Origin of the sequence: Blautia faecis, assembly GCF_020554845.1 — a bacterium.
GTDB classification, from domain to species: Bacteria; Bacillota; Clostridia; order Lachnospirales; family Lachnospiraceae; genus Blautia_A; species Blautia_A faecis.
Window position 1 is genome coordinate 134,270 of sequence record NZ_JAJCIA010000001.1, and the last position, 22,866, is coordinate 157,135.

General features: G+C 41.2%; 22 protein-coding genes. 21 read left to right on the forward strand and 1 reads right to left on the reverse strand.

What is annotated here, in order from left to right:
- Window positions 1-8: 8 nt before the first annotated feature.
- From LIZ66_RS00725 to LIZ66_RS00735, 3 genes are read left to right on the forward strand one after another with little or no spacing between them, the layout of a single operon-like run.
- The gene (locus LIZ66_RS00725; protein WP_226818698.1) at window positions 9-368 is read left to right on the forward strand and encodes a phage head-tail connector protein; all 360 of its coding nucleotides are present in this window, start codon (window positions 9-11) and stop codon (window positions 366-368) included.
- On the forward strand, window positions 361-909 hold the full coding sequence (locus tag LIZ66_RS00730) for a DUF7211 domain-containing protein (RefSeq protein WP_226818700.1): 549 nt from the start codon (window positions 361-363) through the stop codon (window positions 907-909). Before LIZ66_RS00725 ends, LIZ66_RS00730 begins: the two co-directional genes overlap by 8 nt.
- A gap of 16 nt (window positions 910-925) precedes the next feature.
- Window positions 926-2,671: a terminase TerL endonuclease subunit gene (locus LIZ66_RS00735; RefSeq protein ID WP_226818702.1), complete on the forward strand. Its 1,746-nt coding sequence runs from the start codon at window positions 926-928 to the stop codon at window positions 2,669-2,671.
- Between the two features lie 66 nt (window positions 2,672-2,737).
- On the opposite strand, the gene LIZ66_RS00740 is transcribed toward LIZ66_RS00735, so the two are convergent.
- Window positions 2,738-2,893: a hypothetical protein gene (locus tag LIZ66_RS00740; protein WP_227199988.1), complete on the reverse strand. Its 156-nt coding sequence runs from the start codon at window positions 2,891-2,893 to the stop codon at window positions 2,738-2,740.
- 102 nt (window positions 2,894-2,995) lie between these two features.
- Between LIZ66_RS00740 and LIZ66_RS00745 the strand changes: the two genes are divergently transcribed.
- The 18 genes from LIZ66_RS00745 to LIZ66_RS00830 all read left to right on the forward strand — a co-directional run bounded on the left by LIZ66_RS00745 (window position 2,996) and on the right by LIZ66_RS00830 (window position 22,726).
- Window positions 2,996-4,237 (forward strand): phage portal protein, encoded by a 1,242-nt coding sequence (locus LIZ66_RS00745; protein ID WP_227199990.1) that lies wholly within the window; start codon window positions 2,996-2,998, stop codon window positions 4,235-4,237.
- Window positions 4,227-6,086 (forward strand): HK97 family phage prohead protease, encoded by a 1,860-nt coding sequence (locus LIZ66_RS00750; protein ID WP_226834029.1) that lies wholly within the window; start codon window positions 4,227-4,229, stop codon window positions 6,084-6,086. Before LIZ66_RS00745 ends, LIZ66_RS00750 begins: the two co-directional genes overlap by 11 nt.
- Window positions 6,087-6,107: 21 nt before the next feature.
- A complete protein-coding gene (locus tag LIZ66_RS00755) occupies window positions 6,108-6,443 on the forward strand; it encodes a DUF7253 family protein (RefSeq protein WP_226834031.1) in 336 nt (111 codons plus the stop codon).
- Window positions 6,444-6,736: 293 nt separating this feature from the next.
- Window positions 6,737-7,387 (forward strand): hypothetical protein, encoded by a 651-nt coding sequence (locus LIZ66_RS00760; RefSeq protein WP_226834035.1) that lies wholly within the window; start codon window positions 6,737-6,739, stop codon window positions 7,385-7,387.
- A gap of 15 nt (window positions 7,388-7,402) precedes the next feature.
- A complete protein-coding gene (locus LIZ66_RS00765) occupies window positions 7,403-8,134 on the forward strand; it encodes a hypothetical protein (RefSeq protein WP_227198791.1) in 732 nt (243 codons plus the stop codon).
- A 64-nt stretch (window positions 8,135-8,198) separates the two neighbouring features.
- Window positions 8,199-8,627, forward strand: coding sequence for a hypothetical protein (locus LIZ66_RS00770; RefSeq protein WP_227198792.1), 429 nt, complete (start codon window positions 8,199-8,201; stop codon window positions 8,625-8,627).
- Between the two features lie 30 nt (window positions 8,628-8,657).
- The gene (locus LIZ66_RS00775; RefSeq protein ID WP_227198793.1) at window positions 8,658-9,203 is read left to right on the forward strand and encodes a hypothetical protein; all 546 of its coding nucleotides are present in this window, start codon (window positions 8,658-8,660) and stop codon (window positions 9,201-9,203) included.
- A gap of 6 nt (window positions 9,204-9,209) precedes the next feature.
- Window positions 9,210-10,025: a CHAP domain-containing protein gene (locus tag LIZ66_RS00780; RefSeq protein ID WP_227199993.1), complete on the forward strand. Its 816-nt coding sequence runs from the start codon at window positions 9,210-9,212 to the stop codon at window positions 10,023-10,025.
- 8 nt (window positions 10,026-10,033) lie between these two features.
- On the forward strand, window positions 10,034-10,411 hold the full coding sequence (locus LIZ66_RS00785; RefSeq protein WP_227199995.1) for an HK97 gp10 family phage protein: 378 nt from the start codon (window positions 10,034-10,036) through the stop codon (window positions 10,409-10,411).
- Window positions 10,408-15,948, forward strand: coding sequence for a peptidoglycan-binding protein (locus LIZ66_RS00790; protein ID WP_227199996.1), 5,541 nt, complete (start codon window positions 10,408-10,410; stop codon window positions 15,946-15,948). The genes LIZ66_RS00785 and LIZ66_RS00790 overlap by 4 nt, the downstream gene beginning before the upstream one ends.
- A gap of 2 nt (window positions 15,949-15,950) precedes the next feature.
- Window positions 15,951-18,272 (forward strand): fibronectin type III domain-containing protein, encoded by a 2,322-nt coding sequence (locus tag LIZ66_RS00795; protein ID WP_226818708.1) that lies wholly within the window; start codon window positions 15,951-15,953, stop codon window positions 18,270-18,272.
- On the forward strand, window positions 18,273-19,331 hold the full coding sequence (locus tag LIZ66_RS00800) for a hypothetical protein (RefSeq protein WP_226818710.1): 1,059 nt from the start codon (window positions 18,273-18,275) through the stop codon (window positions 19,329-19,331).
- 6 nt (window positions 19,332-19,337) lie between these two features.
- Window positions 19,338-20,588 carry a hypothetical protein gene (locus LIZ66_RS00805; protein WP_227199998.1) on the forward strand — a complete coding sequence of 417 codons (1,251 nt, stop codon included), beginning with the start codon at window positions 19,338-19,340 and terminating at the stop codon, window positions 20,586-20,588.
- A 15-nt stretch (window positions 20,589-20,603) separates the two neighbouring features.
- Entirely contained in the window at window positions 20,604-20,873 is a 270-nt protein-coding gene (locus tag LIZ66_RS00810; protein ID WP_195982816.1) for a hypothetical protein, read from the forward strand.
- Between the two features lie 15 nt (window positions 20,874-20,888).
- On the forward strand, window positions 20,889-21,710 hold the full coding sequence (locus tag LIZ66_RS00815; protein WP_227200000.1) for a hypothetical protein: 822 nt from the start codon (window positions 20,889-20,891) through the stop codon (window positions 21,708-21,710).
- A 64-nt stretch (window positions 21,711-21,774) separates the two neighbouring features.
- Window positions 21,775-22,083, forward strand: a complete 309-nt coding sequence (locus LIZ66_RS00820) for a hypothetical protein (protein WP_227198800.1) — start codon at window positions 21,775-21,777, stop codon at window positions 22,081-22,083.
- Window positions 22,084-22,103: 20 nt separating this feature from the next.
- Window positions 22,104-22,241 carry an XkdX family protein gene (locus tag LIZ66_RS00825; RefSeq protein WP_255610490.1) on the forward strand — a complete coding sequence of 46 codons (138 nt, stop codon included), beginning with the start codon at window positions 22,104-22,106 and terminating at the stop codon, window positions 22,239-22,241.
- Entirely contained in the window at window positions 22,241-22,726 is a 486-nt protein-coding gene (locus LIZ66_RS00830; RefSeq protein ID WP_195982821.1) for a hypothetical protein, read from the forward strand. The genes LIZ66_RS00825 and LIZ66_RS00830 overlap by 1 nt, the downstream gene beginning before the upstream one ends.
- Window positions 22,727-22,866: the final 140 nt, after the last annotated feature.

Consider the following 22,866-nt stretch of genomic DNA (forward strand, 5'->3'; position numbering starts at 1 on the left):
AGATCTATATGGACAGCATACTTACTTCTGTCAAGAAGATGTTAGGCATTGAAACAGAATATGAGCATTTCGATGCTGACATCCTTATGCACATTAATTCTGTGTTTTCAGTTTTAACGCAGTTAGGCGTTGGTCCAGCGTCTGGCTTCACGGTCACAGATGACAAAACTAACTGGGTGGAGTTTATGCAAGACGAACCAAAATTGAATTTGGTTAAATCGTATATGTTTCTAAAAGTAAAGCTGCTTTTCGATCCGCCAATGAGCAGCGCTGTATTAGAGTGCTATAAAACACAAATCAGCGAGTACGAATCAAGATTGAACTGGGCAGCAGAGAATGATGACATGGAGGAAAATCAAAATGGATAACACATTCTTAGAACATCATGGCGTTAAGGGTATGAAATGGGGCGTTCGTCGTTACCAGAATAAAGATGGAACATTGACATCTGCTGGACGACGGAAGTCTGCCGAACCCTTAACATCTCAACAGAAAACCGAACGAAATAAGAGAATTGCCAGAGTTGGAGTGGGTGTAGCTACGGTTGCGGCAGCAGCTTATTATGTCCATAAGAATCCAGAAAAAATTGGGAAAGTGATTTCTAAATTTCGCGGTGTAAAGATGAAAGATCTTAGCGAGAAAACAATTAACCGTGGAAAAACATATGTGAAAAGCTGTCTGAAAAATTCCGTGAACGGCGTTAAAGAGGGAATCCGTGAAGGAGCAAAAGAAGCACCTAAAAAAGCTGCTAAGACTGTAGTTACGGGTTTGGTTCTTAATCAGACTAAGAAGTATCTTGATTCGGTTGTAGGTAAAGAGGAAAGTGCCAGAATCTTCCAGGCAAATGACAACAAAAAGATTGGAAAATTCTGGAAAGTGGGACCGGATGATAAGGACGATGACGATTAAACAGTAGGAGAACAATATGGCATTATCAAACACTGCCGTCCCGAAATATTACGGCGAGTTTCGAGATGCCGTAATTCGAGGCGAGATTCCGGTATGTAAAGAAATCGAAATGGAAATGAACCGAATCGATGATCTTATTGCTGATCCAGATGTGTATTATGACGATCAAGCAGTAGAAGGCTTTATCAAGTATTGTGAAAACGAGCTTACATTAACCGATGGTTCTGATTTGAAATTGCTGGATTCATTTAAGGTCTGGGCTGAGCAAATATTCGGATGGTATGAATTTGAAGAGAATCGTGTGTATGTACCTTATGAGGACGGATACGGTGGAAGGTACGTAACAAAAATTAAGAGGAAACGTTTGATAAACAAGCAGTATCTGATAGTTGCACGAGGCGCTGCAAAATCTATGTATGGTTCATGCTTGCAAAATTTTTTTCTTAATGTGGATGTTACAACGACTCATCAGATAACAACTGCGCCAACAATGAAACAGGCAGAAGAGGTGTTATCTCCGATTCGAACGGCTATCACCAGATCCAGAGGCCCGTTTTATAAATTCTTAACAGAAGGTTCTTTGCAAAATACAACCGGTTCTAAAGCAAATCGCATGAAGTTATCTTCTACCAAAAAAGGAATCGAGAACTTTCTTACTGGATCACTACTGGAAGTACGACCAATGCGAATAGACAAGCTCCAGGGACTACAGCTGAAAATGGCAACAGTCGACGAATGGCTTTCTGGCGATATCAGAGAAGATGTTATCGGAGCAATTGAACAGGGAGCATCTAAAGTAGAAGATTATCTGATTGTCGCAATCAGTTCGGAGGGTACTGTCCGTAATGGAGCTGGCGATACAATCAAAATGGAATTGATGGACATTCTCAAAGGAGATTATGTCAATCCTCATGTATCAATCTGGTGGTATAAACTCGATTCTGTGGATGAAGTCCCCAATCCAAGAAAATGGCTGAAAGCAAACCCAAATATAGGAAAAACAGTAAGTTACGAGACATATCAAAGAGATGTCGACAGAGCTGAGAAAGCTCCAGCCGCTCGAAATGATATTCTTGCAAAACGTTTTGGTCTTCCGATGGAAGGCTATACATATTACTTCACTTATGAAGAAACTCTTCCTCATAGGAAAAGAGATTATTGGCAAATGCCATGTTCAATGGGCGCAGATTTATCGCGAGGCGATGATTTCTGTGCTTTTACTTTTCTATTTCCATTATCAAATGGTTGTTTTGGTGTTAAAACTCGAAATTACATTTCTTCGTTAACTCTAATGAAACTTCCAGCGGCTATGAGAGTTAAATATGATCAGTTTCGCGATGAGGGCAGCCTTATTGTACTTGAGGGTACTGTCCTTGACATGATGGAGGTTTATGAAGATCTGGACAACCACATTGTTGAATGCGGGTATGATGTTCGGAGTTTCGGTTATGATCCATATTACGCAAAAGAGTTTGTAGAAAGATGGGCGAGTGAAAATGGTCCGTTTGGTATTGAAAAAGTTATCCAGGGAGCCAGGACAGAATCAGTACCATTAGGTGAATTGAAAAAGTTATCGGAAGAAAGGATGTTGCTGTTTGATGAAGAACTTATGACATTCACGATGGGTAACTGTATCACACTGGAAGATACAAATGGAAACAGGAAACTATTGAAGAAGCGTCTGGATCATAAGATTGATGCCGTTGCCGCAATGTTAGATGCGTATGTGGCTTATAAAGCCAATAAAGAGGCATTTGAATAGATTACACTTTTGAGGTATCCAACGTAAAGCAAATCTAAATGGGTTGGGAGGGATTTAAGTGAGCCACTATTCGTGACGCTCGTACTTTGTTCTGTTAGCATCAAAGTATTTCGAATAGCTTACATACTGTCTGCGTTCAGAGCGTTCCATATAAGCCAGGCACTTTGGAAATTTCGGTTCCTTGTCGCTTGATGGCTTATAAAACTTGCCATAGTTAATCATAACATACCCCCAACCCTTTTAGATTTGCTTTACGCATACCACATATTGTAATTGATGATAGGCGAAATGCCAACATGTAGTAAATGGAGGTGAAAAATCAAAATGGAATTGTCAGTTGGTTCCAGGTTCAAAAATGCCTGGAATGCTTTTCGAAATCGAGAGCCGACAAAGGTGTTTCAAGACATTGGATATGGGTATTCATATCGACCGGATAGATTTCGTTTGACTCGTGGAAACGAGAGATCAATTGTAACATCAGTTTATAACCGAATAGCTTTAGATGTAGCCGCCATAGATATTCGGCACGTTCAGCTGGATGCCGAAGGGCAGTTTTGTGATGTTGTGCAAAGTGGACTGAATAATTGTTTATCAACAGAAACCAATCTGGATCAGACAGGACGGGCATTTATACAAGATGCAGTTATGTCCATGATGGATGAAGGTTGTATAGCAATCGTTCCAGTTGATACTGATGACGATCCAGACGATACGACGGGATACCAAATTCTGTCTATGCGAGTTGGTAGAATTCGAGACTGGTATCCAAAGCACATTCGCGTTGAATTATACAATGAAGAGACTGGACGAAAACAGGATATTGTTGTTCCTAAAAGTACAGTGGCAATCGTTGAAAATCCGTTATATGCGGTAATAAACGAACCGAATTCAACAATGCAGCGATTGATTCGAAAGTTGAATTTACTGGATGCTGTAGACGAGCAAAGTAGTTCTGGAAAGTTGGATTTAATCATTCAGTTACCTTACGTGATTAAAACCGAAGCAAGGCGTAAGCAGGCTGAAAAGAGACGAAAAGACATTGAGCAGCAATTAGCAGGTTCCAAGTATGGTATTGCTTACACTGATGGTACTGAGAGAATAACTCAGCTAAATCGTTCACTGGAGAACAACTTGATGAAACAGATTGAATATCTTACGAGTATGCTTTATAGCCAGTTAGGTATCACTCAGAGTATTCTTGATGGAACAGCAGACGATAAAACCATGCTGAATTATTACAACCGTACTATTGAGCCAATTATTGCAGCTATTGTTGACGAAATGAAACGGAAGTTTCTTAGTAAAACAGCCCGTTCCCAGAACAAATCTATTAAATTCTTCAGAGATCCATTCAAACTGGTTCCAGTTGCAGATCTTGCAGAAATCTCAGACAAATTCACAAGAAATGAAATCGCAACTTCAAACGAAATAAGACAGGTTATCGGATGGAAACCGTCTGATGATCCAAAGGCAGACGAGCTTAGAAATAGTAATCTCAGTCAGCCAAACGAAAGTCCGATTCGGGAAGAAAGAGACACAGGAGGTATTAATCAAAATGAAGTATGACTTTGGTGGCTGGGCCACACGAAATGATTTGACCTGCGCAGATGGTCGAGTCATTAAAAAAGATGCGTTTAAAGGGCAGAATGGAATGACGGTCCCATTAGTCTGGATGCACAACCATAATGCACCAGATAATGTTCTTGGATTTGCACACCTGGAAAATAGAGATGATGGGGTTTACGCACATTGCGAGTTTAACAACACTGAAGCAGGTCAGACCGCTAAAGAACTTGTTAGGCACGGTGATGTGCGTTCTTTGTCCATTTTCGCAAATCAGCTTAAACAGGCTGGAAGCGATGTTATTCACGGTGTGATTCGAGAAGTAAGTCTGGTCCTTGCCGGTGCAAATCCAGGAGCATTCATTGATGATGTGCTTGCTCATGGCGATGGGGAAAACGCAGGTATCATCGTTGGCTATGACGAGATGATTATGGGCTATCTCGAACATTCTGATGATGAAAAAGATCCAGAAAAACAGGATGAGGGTAAAGAAAATGGAGGCGACAGCGAAGAAACTGTCGAAGAAGTTTTCAACACTCTTACTGAAAAACAGAAAACCGCAGCATATGCGCTTATCGGACATGCTGTAGAAGATGGTGAGTCCGAAAACAATGACGATTCCGAAGGAGGAGATGAAACAATGAAACATAATGTGTTTGAAAACGATCAGCGCGACAACAAGACTTATCTGTCTCATGCGGACCAGGAAAGCATTCTTAAAAAGGCAAAGACAAGCCAGGTGGGAAGTTTCCAGACTGCTCTTGCGATGTATGCAGAGGATAATGCTCTTCAGCATGACGCCCTTGCAAGTGGATTTGTTCAGACTGGAGACGGTAATGTATCCCTGCTGTTCCCAGAATACAAAGAGGTAAGACCTGGGGCACCGGAACTGATTACAAATGACCAGGGATGGATCACCGCAGTAATGAACAAAGTACATAAGAGTCCAATTGCACGAATCAGAACCAGTCAGGTTGATATTCGTAATATCGACAAGCTCAGACCAAGAGGATATAAGAAAGGAAAACAGAAAATTCAGGCTGGTAACTTTAAGCTGGTCAGAAGAACTACAGATCCTCAGACTGTATACGTTAAAAATGCTCTGCATAGAGATGACATCATTGACATCACAGATTTCGACTATGTTTCCTATCTGTACAACATCGATCGCATGATGTTGAATGAAGAACTGGCTACAGCTATTATGCTTGGCGATGGTCGCGACGATGGCGATGAGGGCAAAATCGATCCAGAGCATATCAGACCAATCTGGACAGATGATGATCTTTATACAATTCACGTTGATCTGGACGTAGCAGCTGCTAAGAAAGAACTTCAGGGAACCAACACTGGAGCTAATTTCGGAGAGAATTTTGTCGTAGCCGAGGGAATGATCAATACTGTTCTGTATGCAAAAGAAAATTACAAAGGAACTGGTACTCCAGACGCCTTTATGACACCACATATGCTGAACCAGATGCTTCTTGCAAGAGATCTGAATGGCAGACGTATTTACGCGTCCAGACAGGAACTGGCTACTGCTCTTAATGTCGGCACCATCCATACTGTTGAGCAGTTCGAGGGCAAAACCAGAACTACATCTGACAATAAAAAGAAGAAACTTGTTGCCATTATCGCAAATCTTGCAGACTATTCCCTGGGTGCAACTAAAGGCGGTGAGATTGCTCACTTCACACAGTTCGATATCGATTTCAACCAGGAGAAATCTCTGCTTGAAACCAGATGTTCTGGAGCACTGACAAGAGTGTACGCAGCAATTGTAGTCGAGGAGGATGTAACAACAGCTTCTTCTGATACATCTAGTCAGGACACAGTAAATTCTCAGGGCTGATTTTAAAGGGGAAAATTCAAAATGGCAAAGTTTTACGGAACAATAGGATACATTCGAAACGTTGAAATAAGACCTGGCGTATATAAAGAAGAAGTTACAGAACGAAATTATTCTGGGGATTTGATTCGTAACATACGCCAGTTGGAAGCTTCTGACAAAGTGAATGACGATATTAATATTTCGAATGAAATCAGTATTATTGCTGATCCATTTGCCTATCAGAATTTTCATGCTATGAGATACGTTGAATTTATGGGTGCTAAATGGAAAATTCATAAGGTTGATGTTCAGTACCCTAGATTGACATTAATGGTTGGAGGTGTTTATAACGGAAAAGCGAAGACTACAACTTCATGAAATTTTGTGCCAGACGCTTGACAGCAGAAACGTCTATTTTCAACCTCCGGAAAACGTACGGATGAATTACCCAGCTATTGTATACAGTCTTGACGACATCGATCCTGTATATGCAAATGGCGGGGTTTATTTGTCCCCGATAAAGTATTCGGTGATTGTTATTGATGATGATCCGGATACCGAAATAGTAGGCAAAGTGTCTGCGTTACCATTATGTCGATTTGTTCGTCCGTACGTGTCCAATAATCTGAATCATTATGTATTTGAACTCTACTATTAAAGGAGGATTTTAAATGAGACTCTCATGGGATAAAGCCGGCGAACGTCTTTACGAGACCGGTGTCGACAGAGGCGTATTCTATCCGTTTACAACGGGCGGAAAATACGGAAGCGGTGTAGCCTGGAACGGTTTGACCGCTGTAAATGAAACTCCATCCGGAGCAGAACCGACAGCATTATGGGCTAATAACAAAAAGTATTTGACTTTAATGTCTGCCGAAGAGCTTGGCTTAACAATCGAAGCTTATACATATCCGGACGAATTTGAAGCATGTGACGGCTCTGCTGAACTAGCAGAAGGTGTTACCATTGGTCAGCAGGATCGCGAACACTTTGGATTCTGTTATCGCTCTCTTATCGGAAACGATGACGTTGGTACCAAGCATGGTTATAAAATCCATCTTGTTTACGATTGCCTTGCTTCACCGACCGATAAAGATCGAAGCACAGTAAATGATTCTCCGGATATTTCACCATTTTCCTGGGAAGTGACAACATCCCCAGTTGATGTTGACGATAGTAAATCAACATCAATGCTGACTATCGATTCCACAAAAATCGATCCTGCTAAGCTCAAGCTAATTGAGGATAAACTGTATGGAACTGCTGATGCAGAACCAGCACTTCTTCTTCCGAGTGAACTTGTCACAATCCTTGAGTCTTAATTAAGGCGGTGGAATATGGGAAAATTGGAATGGGATAAAATTGGTGAGCGGCGTTATGAGACTGGTGTCGACCATGTTGTGCTGTATAAGAACAACGGAAATAGTGCTTATGCCTGGAATGGAATCACAGGGATTACTGAGAATCCATCTGGTGCTGAGCCATCAATCTTGTGGGCTAACAATAAAAAGTATATGACTTTGATGTCAGTTGAACAGTTAGGTTTAACCATTGAAGCGTACACATATCCCAACGAATTTCTTGGTTGTATTGGAAAAGAAGAACTGTCTCCGGGTGTACTTATCAGTCAGCAGGAGCATGAGCACTTTGGGCTGAGTTATAGAACACTTGTCGGTAACGATGAGCGTGGAAATGACTATGCGTATAAAGTTCATTTGGTTTATAATTGCCTGGCTTCTCCAACAGAAGAGAACCATGCTAGCACTAGCGATAGCCCGGATATTTCACCATTTTCCTGGGAGATTGATACAACTCCAGTGGAGGTGGAAAACCGTCAGTCCACGTCGAAACTTACATTTTCTTCATCTGATATGAAGAAGGCTGGAATGGCAAATGTGTTACGTGGAATCGAGGATGCATTGTACGGAACTCCCAAGACCAGTGCTTATCTCCCAACGGTTTCCCAGGTAATGGATTTGATCGAGTTTCATAGCACGCTTAGAGATTCAAATGGGAACGCAATAACCGATAGCTCTGGAAATAAGATGTTGTCAAAAGTTTATGAATAATTTCAAATGGAGAGCAGTATTCAGGTAAGCTGGCTGCTCTTCAGTCATGTAAAGGAGAGAAAATATGTTAGTAAAGACTATTACTTATACGGATTATAACGGCGTTAGCAGAACAGAAGACTTCTACTTCAATCTGTCAAGACCAGAAATTATTGAGATGGAGTATTCGCCAGATGGAAGTCTTACGGAAATGATTGAGAAATTGGTTTCTCCGGCTGATACACCGACAATCATAAGACTTATTAAAGATTTTATCCTCAAATCCTATGGTGAAAAGTCACCAGACGGAAAGAGACTGGTTAAATCTCCAGAATTAGCAACAGCATTTTCTCAGACAGAAGCTTACACTCAGCTTTTCATGGAATTAGTTACAGATTCTCAGAAAGCTTCTGATTTTATCAATGGGGTGTTACCGACTCTTACCCCGGAACAGAAGGCTCAAATTAAGAAAACTCTGGATGAAAAGGGTGTATCTGATTCAGTAACAATTTGATAATGAAAATAATTTGGAGGGACTAAAAAAATGCTACAACTTGTCTTGCCCCGGATAGAAGGATGGGACGAAGAGAACGAAGAATTTGTCACCATTGCGAAGGAGCAGAAACTTACATTAGAGCATTCTCTGGTCTCTCTTTCAAAATGGGAGTCGAAATGGCATAAACCGTTTCTAACCAAAGATACAAAAAGCGTTGAAGAAACATTGGATTATATTCGTTGTATGACTTTGACACAAAACGTCGATCCGAATACATACAAGCGGATCACGAACGAACACATCAATCAGGTTAACGCTTACATTGCAGATACTATGACTGCTACATGGTTTCGTAAGGATGCGGTTAAGAAACCGAGTAACGAAACTATAACCAGTGAGCGGATTTACTACTGGATGATTGCTTTAAATATTCCAGTAAAATTTGAAAAGTGGCATCTCAATAGATTGCTGACGTTAATCAGAGTTTGCAATGAAGAATCGAAACCAAAGAATAAAGTGGCGAGAAAAGATTTCTTAGACAGAAGACGTGCTATGAACAAAGCGCGTAAAGAAAAATGGAATACGAAAGGGTGATGTTTTATGAGTAAAAGATCAGCAGAAGATCTGTTGAAAGTTTTACGTTCATGGGTTGGCTACGGTCGATCAAATGGAAAACAGAAGATCATTATCGACATTTACAATAAAGATGATCCGACTCATTTACCAAGAGGTTATAAAGTTCAGTATGGAGATTCTTACTGTGATACTACCGTATCAGCCGCAGCTATTAAAGCCGCTATGAAAGATCTTATCGGTAAAGAATGCGGTGTTGAAGAGCATGTAAAGATTTTCAAGAAGATGGGAATCTGGCAGGAAGACGGAACTATTGTTCCGAAAGCTGGTTATCCAATTGTGTATGGTTGGAGGAAAGCTGTGCAGCCTAACGATGCATATTCCGATCATATTGGAGTTGTTGAATCCGTTAAGAACGGAACAATTGTGGCAATTGAAGGAAACCTTGGCGGTGAAGTAAAGAGGCGTTCAATTCCGGTTGGATGGGGCTATATCAGAGGATACGCCATTCCGAAATATGAGAGTAATGTTGGACAGAGCAGCGGCGAATCCAACAACGGTGGTAAGACTGAGTCCGGTTCAACAAAACTTTCAAAGAAATCAAAATGGATTGGTGCAGTTACTGTAAACAGTGTACTGAATGTTCGTAAATGGGCAGGAATCGAGTACGATAAGTTAGTATCCAAGCCAGAGCTGAAGAATAACAATCCAGTGCATGTGTGCGACACCATTTATGATTCAAATGATGAACCGTGGTATTACATTTACCTTGATAAAGCTGATTATGGATTTAGCAGCAACATTTACGGATTTGTAAAAGCAGAATACATTCGGAAACAGTAGGAGATAAGATGATTTCATTCAGACAAAAGGGCGATTTTTCAAAAGTCACAAGTTATTTCGAGAAACTGAAAGAGACTATGCGACTTGGAATTCTTGACAAATATGGCAGGGAAGGAGTAAACGCCCTTTCGTCTGCCACTCCTGTAGAATCAGGTCTGACTGCCTCTTCGTGGTATTACGAGATAGAACATTCAAACGGTTCTGCGGCTATACAATTTTACAATTCACATGTGAATAAAGGGGTTCCTATTGCGATTATATTGCAGTACGGACATGGCACCGGAACTGGAGGTTGGGTGCAGGGTAGAGACTATATCAATCCTGCTATCCAGCCTCTTTTTGACAAGATGGCAGAAGAAGTTTGGAAGGAGGTTACCAGTATATGAGTAAGACTGTTGACGAACGAGTCGTCGAAATGCGGTTTGATAATAAACAGTTCGAAAGTAATGTTCAGACGAGTTTATCTACAATTGGAAAATTAAAACAGAGTTTGGATTTACGGGGAGCCTCAAAAGGGCTGGAGAATGTAAGCGCAGCTGCAAAAACATGTAATTTGTCTGGTCTTACTGGAGCTGTGGAGACCGTCCAAGCAAAGTTTTCAGCACTTGAAGTTATGGCAGTAACCGCACTTGCTAATATTACTAATTCAGCGGTGAATGCTGGGAAGCGAATCATTTCAGCATTGACCATTGAACCTGTACGGAGTGGTTTTGAAGAGTATGAGACACAGATTAATGCCATTCAGACAATTTTAGCGAATACAGAAAGTAAAGGTAGTACATTACAGGATGTAAACCAGGCACTTGATGAATTGAACCATTATGCTGATTTAACAATTTACAATTTTACGGAAATGACTCGTAATATTGGAACATTTACTGCGGCTGGTGTTGATCTGGAGACTTCCGTTTCTGCAATCAAAGGTATCGCAAACCTGGCTGCGGTTTCTGGTTCAACATCTCAGCAGGCAAGTACTGCAATGTATCAGCTTTCGCAGGCACTTGCGGCTGGAACAGTTAAGCTTCAAGACTGGAACTCAGTTGTAAATGCGGGTATGGGCGGTCAGGTGTTCCAGGATGCACTAAAAGAAACAGCACGAGTTCATGGAATTGCAATTGATCAGATGATTACCGATGAAGGCTCTTTCAGAGAGACACTGTCGAAAGGATGGCTTACTGCTGAAGTACTCACAGAGACATTATCAAAATTTACAGGCGACTTAACCGAAAGCCAGCTCAAACAAATGGGTTATACGGATGAGCAGATCGCTTCAATAATCAAAATGGGGCAGACTGCCAATGATGCTGCAACAAAGGTGAAGACTCTATCGCAGTTATTTGATACGTTGAAAGAGGCTGCTCAGTCTGGATGGACACAAACCTGGGAATTAATCATCGGCGATTTCGATCAGGCAAAGGAATTGTTTACTGGAATATCAGATTCGGTAAGCAATATGCTCAATGCTTCCGCTGATCGTAGAAATAATTTGCTCGAAGGAGCGCTGTCAAATAATTGGGAAAAACTTATTTCCAAGATAAACGAAGCCGGGATTGAAACCAAAACTTTTGAAGAACAGTTAAAAGAAACCGCGACATCCCATGGGTTGGATGTAGAAGCTTTAATTGAACAATACGGATCATTGGAAAAAGTGTTTCGTTCCGGAGCAGCTTCTACAGATATTCTTAAAGAAGCAGTTAATAGTCTGCGTTCTGGAATGGTAGATTTAAGTAGTGTTAGCCGTGAATTGGATATGTGGTCTACTGGAGATGATGTGAAAAAAGTCCAGGAGGCATTACAGAAACAAGGTCTTGATATTGGACAAACTGGTGTGGACGGAATTCTTGGACCGGCAACCCAATCGGCAATAAAAGCATTCCAGGAGCTAAAAGGCATTGAGCCTACTGGCATTGTTGATGAATCGACTCTTAACGCGTTAAAAGAGGCGACGTCTGAGACTAAGAATCTTACCGGAAATATTGATAAGCTTATTGATGGAATTGATAAGCTGGGCGGAAGAGAAAAGCTGATCGAATCTTTCAAGAATATTTTCAAAACTTTGGGCGATGTGGTTAAGCCTGTTAAAGAAGCTTTTAATGAAGTATTTCCACCAACTACTTCAAAGCAATTGAGTAAGTTGATCGATAAATTCAAATCTTTTACGGATGGATTGAAAATCAGTGATGAGACCTCAGATAAACTGAAAAGGACCTTCAAGGGTGTATTTTCGGCTGTGGATCTTTTGAAAAAAGGATTTTCTTCTATAATCAGTCCTATTGGAAAGTTTCTTGGTTCTGGAGGACTAAACGGAATCATCGATGGATTGCTGAACATAACAGCATCTGTCGGTGATTTTTTGACGTCTCTCAACGAAAGTGGAAATGTCAGCGAATTCTTATCAAAACTATCTGACGGTATTTTTGATACATTCCGAGGAATTGCTGGAGTGATAGATCCTGCTCTTGAGAAAGTAGAGTCACTGGGAGATGTATTTTCAGTTGTAAAAACGACAATCTGTAACGCAGCAACGAATATTTTCGACGCTGTGAAAAACGTGTTCTCTTGGATTAAAGAAAATGTTTCTGCTGGGGATCTATTTGCCGGATTAGCTAGTGGCGGAATATTCGCTGTAGCAAAGAAATTGTCCGGCGTATTGAGCACTATAAAAGAAGGAATAGAAGGTCTGTTTGAGAAGAAAACATCAAAGATTGCAAAACAATTTTCTGATCTTCTGAACGGAGTGAAAGATGCAATTTCATCATTCACAACTGGTATAAAAGTTGCTTCATTAATCGGTATTGCAGCAGCTATTGCAATATTGTCAGTTGCACTGAATTCCATAGCAAAAATTGATTCGGATAAAGTCGTTACATCTTTGTCTGCTATTGGAGTAATGCTCGGTGAACTTAGTGGCACTTTATTTGTAATCACAAAAGTGCTCTCTAAAAATGGCTCTAAGGGGCTTATAAAAGCTGGGGCATCAATGGTGCTTATCGCTGCTGCGGTTAAAGTATTGGCAGACGCAATGGTCAAAATGGCAGATTTATCCTGGGAGAAAATCGGAAAAGGACTTACTGCTATGGGTGGAGGCCTTCTCGAATTGTCAGCCGCAATGAAGATTATTAATGGTGCAAAAGTTTCCCTCTCGACAAGTGTTGCAATGCTTGCACTGGCGAAGTCCTGTCGGATGCTCGGAGACGCGCTTGCTAAATTTTCAGTGTTTTCATGGGATGAAATCGGTCGAGGACTGTCTGCGATGGGCGGAGCTTTGGCGGAAATGACGGCATCATTAAGCGTTCTTAGCAAAGCTGGCGGTTTTGGAGCTTTACTTGGTGGTACTGGAATGCTGATAGCTGTACAGTCTCTTGATGAAATTTCAGAAAATCTTGAAAGACTTGGTAACCTTTCCTGGGAACAGATCAAACGAGGTCTCGCCGCAATGGGTGGTGCTTTTGGTGAGTTTACTGCTTCGTTAGGAATATTAAGCGCGGTGGGTGGCTTCGGATCACTTTTAGGAGGAACTGGTCTTCTTGTGGCTGTACAATCTCTTGATGAAATATCAGAGAATCTCGAAAGACTCGGTGCTCTATCGTGGGATGAAATCGGTAAAGGTTTAGCTGCGATGGGTGGTGCTTTGGGCGAGTTAACGGCTTCGCTTGGTATTCTTAGTGCGGTTGGTGGATTTGGCTCTCTTCTTGGAGCAACTGGTATTCTTATAGCCGTTCAAGCTTTAGAACCTATTGCAATAGCACTTTCGAATATCGGTTCTCTTTCCTGGGAAGAAATTGGCAAAGGATTAGCGGGAATGGGCGGCGCACTTGCTGAGTTTACAGCAGCATTAAGCGTGTTAAGCCTTAGTGGAGGCTTCGGCTCGCTTCTGGGTGGAACTGCCGTTCTTATTGCTGCTCAGTCATTAGAACCTATTGCTGCAACACTATCTGAAATTGGTGCCATGGATTGGGACGAGATTGCAAAAGGTCTTGTCGGAATGGGTGGCGCCTTAACGGAGGTTGGAGTTGTATCTGCCCTGGTTGGCAATCTTGGAGGTTTGGGTTCGCTTATCGGTAGCGCATCGCTTACTCTTGGCGTGCAAGGCTTAGGCGAACTTGCCAATGCATTGACGATTTTTGGCACCATGGATTGGGATGAAATCGGTCGTGGTTTAACAGCTATGGCTGGAGCTCTTGGTGAAACTGCATTAGGCGGATTGCTGAATACCTTTTCCGGATTTGGCGCGGCTGCAATTGCTGCTATGGCTGAACCTCTTGGTAACCTGGCAGATTCGGTAAAGCGATGGTCTGGGGTTATTGTTCCAGATGGATTAGGAACACAACTAGGATCTCTTGCCACAGGTGTTCAGAAATTTAATTTCAGTGGATGGGGAGCCGATGCTATTGGTGCGATGGCGATTCCACTTGGCGATTTAGCTGACTCAATTTCAAAATGGAAAGATGTAATTGTTCCAGACGGAATTGGAGATGGACTTAGTAATCTTGCAGATGGCGTAAAAGCATTCAACTTCAGCGGATGGGGTGCGGATGCTATGGCAGATGTGGCAACACCGTTGGGAACCATGGCGGATTCCATTAAGAAATGGGACGGAATCATTATCCCAGAAGATTTAGGAACCAATCTCAGCTATTTGGCAAACGGTGTGTACGCATGGTCTACTGTTGGCCCATCCGATATTGTTGGCATCACTGAGCCGTTAGGAACTTTTGCTGATTCTGTAAAGAAATGGAACAATGTGTCAATTCCATCTAATCTTGAAACTGCTTTGACTGGATTTGCAAACGGGATTAATGCTTGCAATAACGTTTCTGTGGATAATGTAACGAATGTATGTACGAGTGTGAAAGATCTTGGTACTGCGGTTTCGGATATATCAACAATTGACTTTAGCGGAAGCGTTTCCAAATTGTCAGATTTCGCAGCTGCTATTGGAAATGTGAGCGTTTCGACCGACTCTTTCAAGATACTTGGAACGACTATTGTTACTGACTTTGCTACTTCTTTAAAGAGTGGAGTAAGCACGGTTTCAGAAGCTGGCAGTGAGCTGGCAGAAGCAGTTGCCACTGGAATGCGTAGGACGATTGATTCTATAGTGAAAACCGCGTCATCAATTGCGAACTCAGCGAAAAATTCGGTAGCAAATAAAAAGAGTAATTTTGTAACAGCTGGATCTTCTCTTATGCTTGGTCTTGCAGCAGGTCTTCGTTCCAGCATGGGCGTGGTCGCATCCGCATCTGGTTCGGCAGCATCAGCCGGTGCGAGTGCGTCTATGGCATATTATAGTAGCTTTTATAGTTCGGGTGTCTATCTTGTCAGCGGATTTGCAGCTGGCATCAGAGATAATATCAGTTCGGCAGCATCAGCCGCAGCACAGATGGCATCTGAAGCGTCAAAAGCAGCAAGAAGCAGTCTTGATATTAATTCGCCATCAAAAGTTTTCTATAAAATAGGTGGATTTGCTGGACAAGGTTTTGTGAATGCTTTGGTCGATTATAGTGAGGCTTCTTATGATGCTGGATCGAACATTGGATTATCAGCCAGGGAAGGATTAAGCCGGGCTATTTATAAAGCTACTGAGATAGTTTCAAATGGCATTGATAATGTTCCAACAATTCGACCGGTTCTTGATCTAAGTGCAGTAAGAGCTGGTGCAAATGAGATCGGTGGAATTCTTGGAATGGATCATGCTATCGGATTAAGTGGAAATCTCGGAGCCATCACGACAATGATGGCACAAAATCAAAATGGAAATTCTTCTGATGTTGTTGATGCTATTAATCGACTTGGAAAGAAACTTAACAACCTTGGTAATACTTATAACAATATCGGCGGTGTTACTTATGATGATACGAGCGGCGTTAGCGATGCTATCGAGATATTAACAAGAGCAGTGGTAGTGGAAGGGAGGCGATAATAGTGGCTACTACTAAATCTGCGCCAACTATAGAAAAGTTCGGTTTGCAAACTGGTACAGAGCGTACTATTTTCGCAACCTGGAAATGGAGTAAATCGCACACAAAAGAGTATAAATGCATTTGGTATTATGCAACCGGAGACGGCGTCTGGTTCGTCGGTGCTGATACGACAGAAACTGTAAAACAGAGTACGTATACTGCTCCAGAGAACGCTACAAAGGTAAAGTTTAAAGTTAAGGCGATTGCCAAGACGCATAAAGTCAATAAAAAAGATGTTGCGTATTGGACGGGAAAATTTTCAAGCGAGAAAAAATACAATTTCAAATCCAGTCCGCCGTCTAAACCATCGGCACCTGAAATCGGTATCAACGAGTATAATAAAACTCAGATTGATTTGAGTATTTCTAATTTGGATTCGAAATGGACGGCTACCGGGGTTGAGTTTGAAGTTTACAAGGATGGCACAAGTGATCCGTTCTATACAGGGTATTCCACAATTCAGAATCAATCTGCTGGAATATCCTGTACGATCGAAACTGGGTATAAGTATAAAGCTCGTTGCCGTGGATATACAATGGACGACGAAGGCGCATGGTCTGATTATTCGAGTACTATCACTACTCAACCATCTTCGCCAGGAAAAATCACAACACTTAGAGCATTGTCGTCAACTTCCATTACTATGGATTGGGATCGCGTTGTCAACTGCACGAGTTATGAGATTCAGTACACTACTGAGAGACAATATTTCGATGCAAATCCCGACCAGGTGACAAGCAAAACCATTGAATCCGAAGCCGGTCACGCTGAATTTACAGGGCTTGAATCTGGAAAAGAATATTTCTTTCGGGTAAGAGCGGTTAATAGTGCAGGAAACTCTGGATGGAGCGATGTGGCATCCGTTGTTATCGGAAAGGAACCCTCAGCACCTACGACCTGGTCGTCTACAACAACAGCTATGGTCGGAGAATCGTTGATTCTATATTGGATTCATAATTCTCAAGACGGTTCTTATGAGAAACATGCTCAACTGGAATTGAACGTTGACGGTAGAATTACGACACAGACGATTCAAAATACGAAATCCGACGATGATCAAGGAAAAGCAAGTACATATTCCATCAATACTGGAGTGTATACAGAAGGCACAACCATAAAATGGAGAGTTAGAACGTCTGGTATTACTGAGGCGTATAGTGAATGGTCTGCAACTCGTGAGGTTAATATATATGCACATCCAACATTGTCTGTTTATGTACGTAAGATGGACGGCACAGCGCTATCAACTTTAACATCTTTCCCATTCTATATAAATGCGATTCCAGGTCCAAAAACACAAAGTCCAATAGGGTATTATGTTGATATTACAGCCAACGAAGGGTATGAAACAACTGATCAAGTTGGAAATGAATATATGGTGACTGCTGGAGAATCGGTATATTCAAAATATTTCAACGCTTCTGGAAATTTAGCAATTGGAATTTCAGCTAACGACTTAGATTTGGAAAATGGTATATCGTATACGGTTAAAGTAACTGTAACGATGAATATCGGTTTGAGTTGCGATGCGACAACCAAATTTACGGTGAGCTGGGATGAAACAGTTGACGAGCCGAATGCAGAGATTGCATACGATCCAGATACGTATTCCTGCATCATTCGACCGTATTGCGAAGATGAAAATGAGAAACTCGCAGCAAACGTACGATTAGCTGTGTACAGAAAAGAATACACTGGCGAGTTCGTTGAAATTGCCAGCGGTATTGAAAACACGCATGGCCATTACGTTACTGATCCGCATCCGGCATTAGATTACGCAAGGTACAGAATCGTGGCTACCGATATCAAGACCGGTGCTGTATCTTATTATGATCCTCCAGGTTATCCTATAGGAGAAGACGGCGTCATTATTCAATGGAGTGAAGCATGGAGTTCTTTTGACTCATCGTTGGCAAACGAAGCCGATGAAGTAGCAACTCCTCCGTGGACAGGATCATTAGTCAGACTTCCGTATAATGTGGATGTATCGGATAAGAATGACAAAGATGTAGCTCTTGTTAAATATGTTGGACGAAAGCGACCTGTAAGTTATTACGGGACACAACTTGGAGAAACGTCTTCATGGAAAATGGAAGTGCCATCTAATGACGAAGAAACTTTATATGCTCTCAGAAGACTTGCCGTTTGGATGGGGGATGTTTACGCAAGAGAACCATCAGGAACCGGATACTGGGCTCATATAAAAGTATCAATATCACAGACACATTGTGCATTAACGATACCAGTTTCGATAGAATTGACAAGAGTAGAAGGAGGTGCATAAATGCCAGATTGGAAAAAATCTATGCAGCAAACCTTCGAATACTATATTGTCGATCCTGGAACTTGGAAAGATAAGGATCAGATTACTACTGTAAGATCAGCTACCATCGAGCGAGACGAGGACGCCGAGACAAAAGGATCTGCTTCTTTCAACATCAATGAGCGGTTAGGTGAGTGCTATATTCGAGCATATCTCGTAACAATTCAAAATGGAATTAAAGAAAGGCATCCATTAGGAACTTTTTTAGTACAAACACCATCCTCGGCGTTTGATGGTCGTGTAAGAACAATTAACATGGACTCGTACACGCCATTACTTGAGTTAAAAGAAAATCCGCCACCAATCGGATATTTTATCAAAAAAGACTCGAATGTAATGGATGAAGCTTATCGGATTGTAAGAAATCATGTTAGGGCTCCGGTCGTGAAGCCTAGTTGTGACGAGAAATTGTATTTCGATTTCGCAGCAAATACCGATGATAAATGGATTTCATTTATTGATGATCTTATAGCAAACGCAAAATACGAATTAGGGCTTGATGAATTAGGCCGTGTTCTGTTCTTACCAGTTCAGGATACGGCTACTTTACAGCCCGTAACTGAATTCAATGATGATGATAGTTCTATTTTGTATGCAGATGTAAGTGAAGAATACGATTTATACGGGATTCCAAATGTAGTTGAAGTTGTGTATTCCAAGAACAACTTGAATTATTATGCCCGAGTTGTAAACAAAGATTCCAACAGTCCCACATCTACGGTTAGCCGTGGGAGAGAAATAATCCATAGGGACACTGATCCAGATTTTTCTGGAGAACCGACAGAATATCAAGTTAAAGAATATGCTGAAAAATTACTTCAGAAGCTATCGACAGTGGAATATAAAGTGACATTTTCACATGGGTATTACCCTGTTAGACTGGGGGATTGTGTTCTCTTGAACTATAAGGCAGCTGGTATTAACAATGTAAAAGCAAAAATCGTGAAACAGGCAATTACTTGCGATACTGGATGCAAAGTTACAGAAACAGCGATATATACATCAAAATTATGGAGGTGATTGACTTTGGCGTTATCTAACGAGATTGCATCTCAGTTTGCAAAAACTGTTGCGAACAAAGATAAAAGCAGAAGCGAAAACGCTGTTTATGGAACAGTAGTTGTTCGAAATGGGGAAAAGTATGTGCGAATGGATGGTTCAGATTTACTTACCCCTTGCGGTGCCACGGTCAATGCGATAAATGGTGAGCGAGTTCTTATATTGGTTAAGAACCATTCAGTCATTATCAATGGAAATTTATCATCCCCAGCTGCAAGACTGGGCGATCTGGACGACGTTAGGAAAGTCGCTGATGAAAGTTGGAAAAAACTTGTAGCGTGGGCAAAAGACAAAGATTTAATCTACATTGATGGTGCAAATTTGTATTCTGGCTCGGTAAATGCAGATAAGATCAACGTAAACGATTTGTTTGCCAAGGATATAGAAGCAAGCGGATCAATTATTGGTGTGAAAATCGAAGCCCGTGAAATGAGTGCCAAAGAATCATATTCGATATTCAATGGAAAAAATATTCAGAAGATCCTATATTTCGATGGAACATCCATAAAACTCGGAAAAATGGGTACCGGAACCGAAATCGCCAATGGTGCTGGATTTGAGTTTTTTGATAAATCTATAAATGTTTACGGAAATCTCGCTTTCATGAGTGGCGACATTTCAACTCCAGGAGCAATATCGTCTGGAAAAGAAATATCAGCAGCTAGTAATGTGAAAACAGGAGATAATTTTCTTGCTAATAACGGTCATGGGCTGTGGGTGGCAGATACTTCTGGTAATTATCGATCTGTTGTTGACGTGAATTATAGCGATCAAGTGGTTGTTGGATATGGACATGCGGTTGCAAAAAGAGGTCAATTATGTTTAATGGGAAGGGATATAGTATTATATTCTGGATTATATGACACCTGGATAAGACCATATTATGCCCCAGGAGACGCTTGCGTTAATATGCGTTATAAAGGCGGAGGATTTATTACAGGCAGTAAAGCAAATCTACATTTTTGTATTCCTTTATCGAGACCATGTGTTGGAGTAACATCCGTAAGCGTAGTTTCTAATCCGGGTTTGATAATTCGACAAGGTGGGAATTATTTGTATGGCTCTGGAGCAGATACGAACGTTCAACCGGAATATTACGAAGCAACCTTAGCTGATAACTGTATCAGTGTTATGGCACACTTTTCGAATACTACAAATGTAGTTACCAATAATGATGCTTGTGGCGTTTCTGGTCAGTTTACAGTGTATTTCAATTAAGAAGGAAAATTCAAAATGGCTTTAAGCAAATCTATAAAACAGGATAATGGTATTCCTCTGAGTTATCATCGAATCCTGTTTGTTCATTCAGCAATCAACACGCACATTTCGATTGCTGTTATTTCCTATGTGGACGAAGAAAGTAGAGAGAATGAAAACGCTGGGAAACCAGCATATACGGCTACAGTTACATATGAGTTGCCGTACAAAGAAAATATGACAATCGAAGAGGCTTATGATTATTTGAAGACTCTTCCTGCGTTTGCGGACGCAATAAATTGCTAAAGGGAGGAACAAGAAATGAGTAAACTTATTGATTATCCTGCTGCGACAAGATTCGACAGTGGGGATATTCTTATCAAGGATGGTACGAATGGTACTAAGAAAATCACAGCAAAAAACGCAGCTATTGACTTGGCTGGTATGGTGTCAGCAGAGCAGCACAGAATGATCTGGGGCGGAAGAAATCTTGGAACATCCGTATCGGCTGAGCAGAAAGCTGCAATTAGAAATAGAACATTTGATAATCTATATATCGGCGATTACTGGGTGATTAACGGTATTACCTGGAGAATTTGGGATATTAACTATTTTAACCATAGCGGTGATACTGAACTCGCCAAACCACATTTGGTAATCGTCCCGGATTCCGCATTATACAGTCATGTTATGAATGATACAAACACAACCGAGGGCGGTTATGTTGGATCTAAGATGTACAAAGAAGGTCTGGAGCAGGCAAAGACCACAATCAAGGCTGCATTCGGAGACATGCTTCTCACTCATAGAGATTATCTGACAAATGCTGTTACTGATGGAAAGCCTTCCGCGGGTGGCTGGTTCGATTCTCAGGTTGAACTAATGAATGAAATCATGGTTTATGGATGCCATGTACACACCCCAGGAGGCGATGGTGCGACAGTTCCATATAATTACACAACTGGTCGTCAGCAGTTCGCAGCAGCTATGCTCAATCCATCAATCGTTAATTTACGATATTGGTATTGGCTGAGAGATGTAGTGTCTTCGGCTTACTTTGCCGTTGTGATCGACTACGGCGGTGCGGGTTACGGCCTCGCTTCGGACTCTAGTGGGGTTCGTCCGTATTTCCTTATTGGTTAGTACCTGAGGGGCCTTGTGCCCCGAAGAATAAATATCTGCATAAAAGAATAGGAGAAAATTCAAAATGGAAGATAAAACTTATTCAATTACACTTGCCGATGGTACGGTTATCGACGATTTGAAACTTAACGGCAACAATTTTATATCAAAATCTCCGATTACAAAAGAGATATTTGAAGATTGTTGTAGTCCGGTTGTCATCAGCGATGGTGAAACAGAAGTAGTTCACGATAACATGGAGCTTGTTCAGATTACTCCGATGGGAAAAGAGTATTGGTTTGTTCTTCGAGACATTTCAAAAGCTGAAATGGAAAAAATCAAGATGCAGTCAGACATTGAGTATATTGCAATGATGGCTGGCGTTGAACTTTAAAGAAAAGGAGGAACATCGTGATGCATAGTGAAAATTTCGAGAAAGTAAAACGTTTTTATATTCTGAAAGTATGGAACGAAACACGTGTCCGCAACGCCGTAAAAATGGGCTGGATTACAGAGGAAGAATTCACTGAAATTACCGGAAATGATTATTAATGAGCGTATTAGCATCTAAGCGAAAAGAGTCGAGAGAAGAAGCGATTGCTTATTCGCTGGAGTTATACGACATGCTGATCGAATTTATGCAGAGAAGCTTTGCGATAAAAAGTCAGGAACAGTTTGTTCGGGAACAATATGCAACTGGAAAAGGATTGGAAGTTGATTATCAAGCTTATGCTTATATTATGCTTAGTACAAAAGAACAGATTGAAAAATCTGCCTCTTTATTGACTGCTAACTTACGAGCTGCGAGATCTTTATTTCCGACTTCTATGCATGAATATGAAATTAGGCGTGATTATTTAAATGCCGGTATTGTGAATTGCAATCAGATAATCAATTCATTACAGCGTGTTGTAGGCAGATTCAATGTTGATTTGAATGCCTATGGCAGATATAGTAAAGCTATTGACCGAGAAATCGAGTTGATAAAGAGATGGCGTCAAAGAGACAATAAAATGAAATCGTATCTTCCAGGGTAACATCTGTATTTATGCGTGTCTTCGGCTAACTTTGCCAATGTGAACAACAACGGCAATGCGAATTACAACAACGCTTCGAACTCTAATGGGGTTCGTCCGGATTCTTTGATCTAACCAATCAGGGAAGGAGATGTTATCCG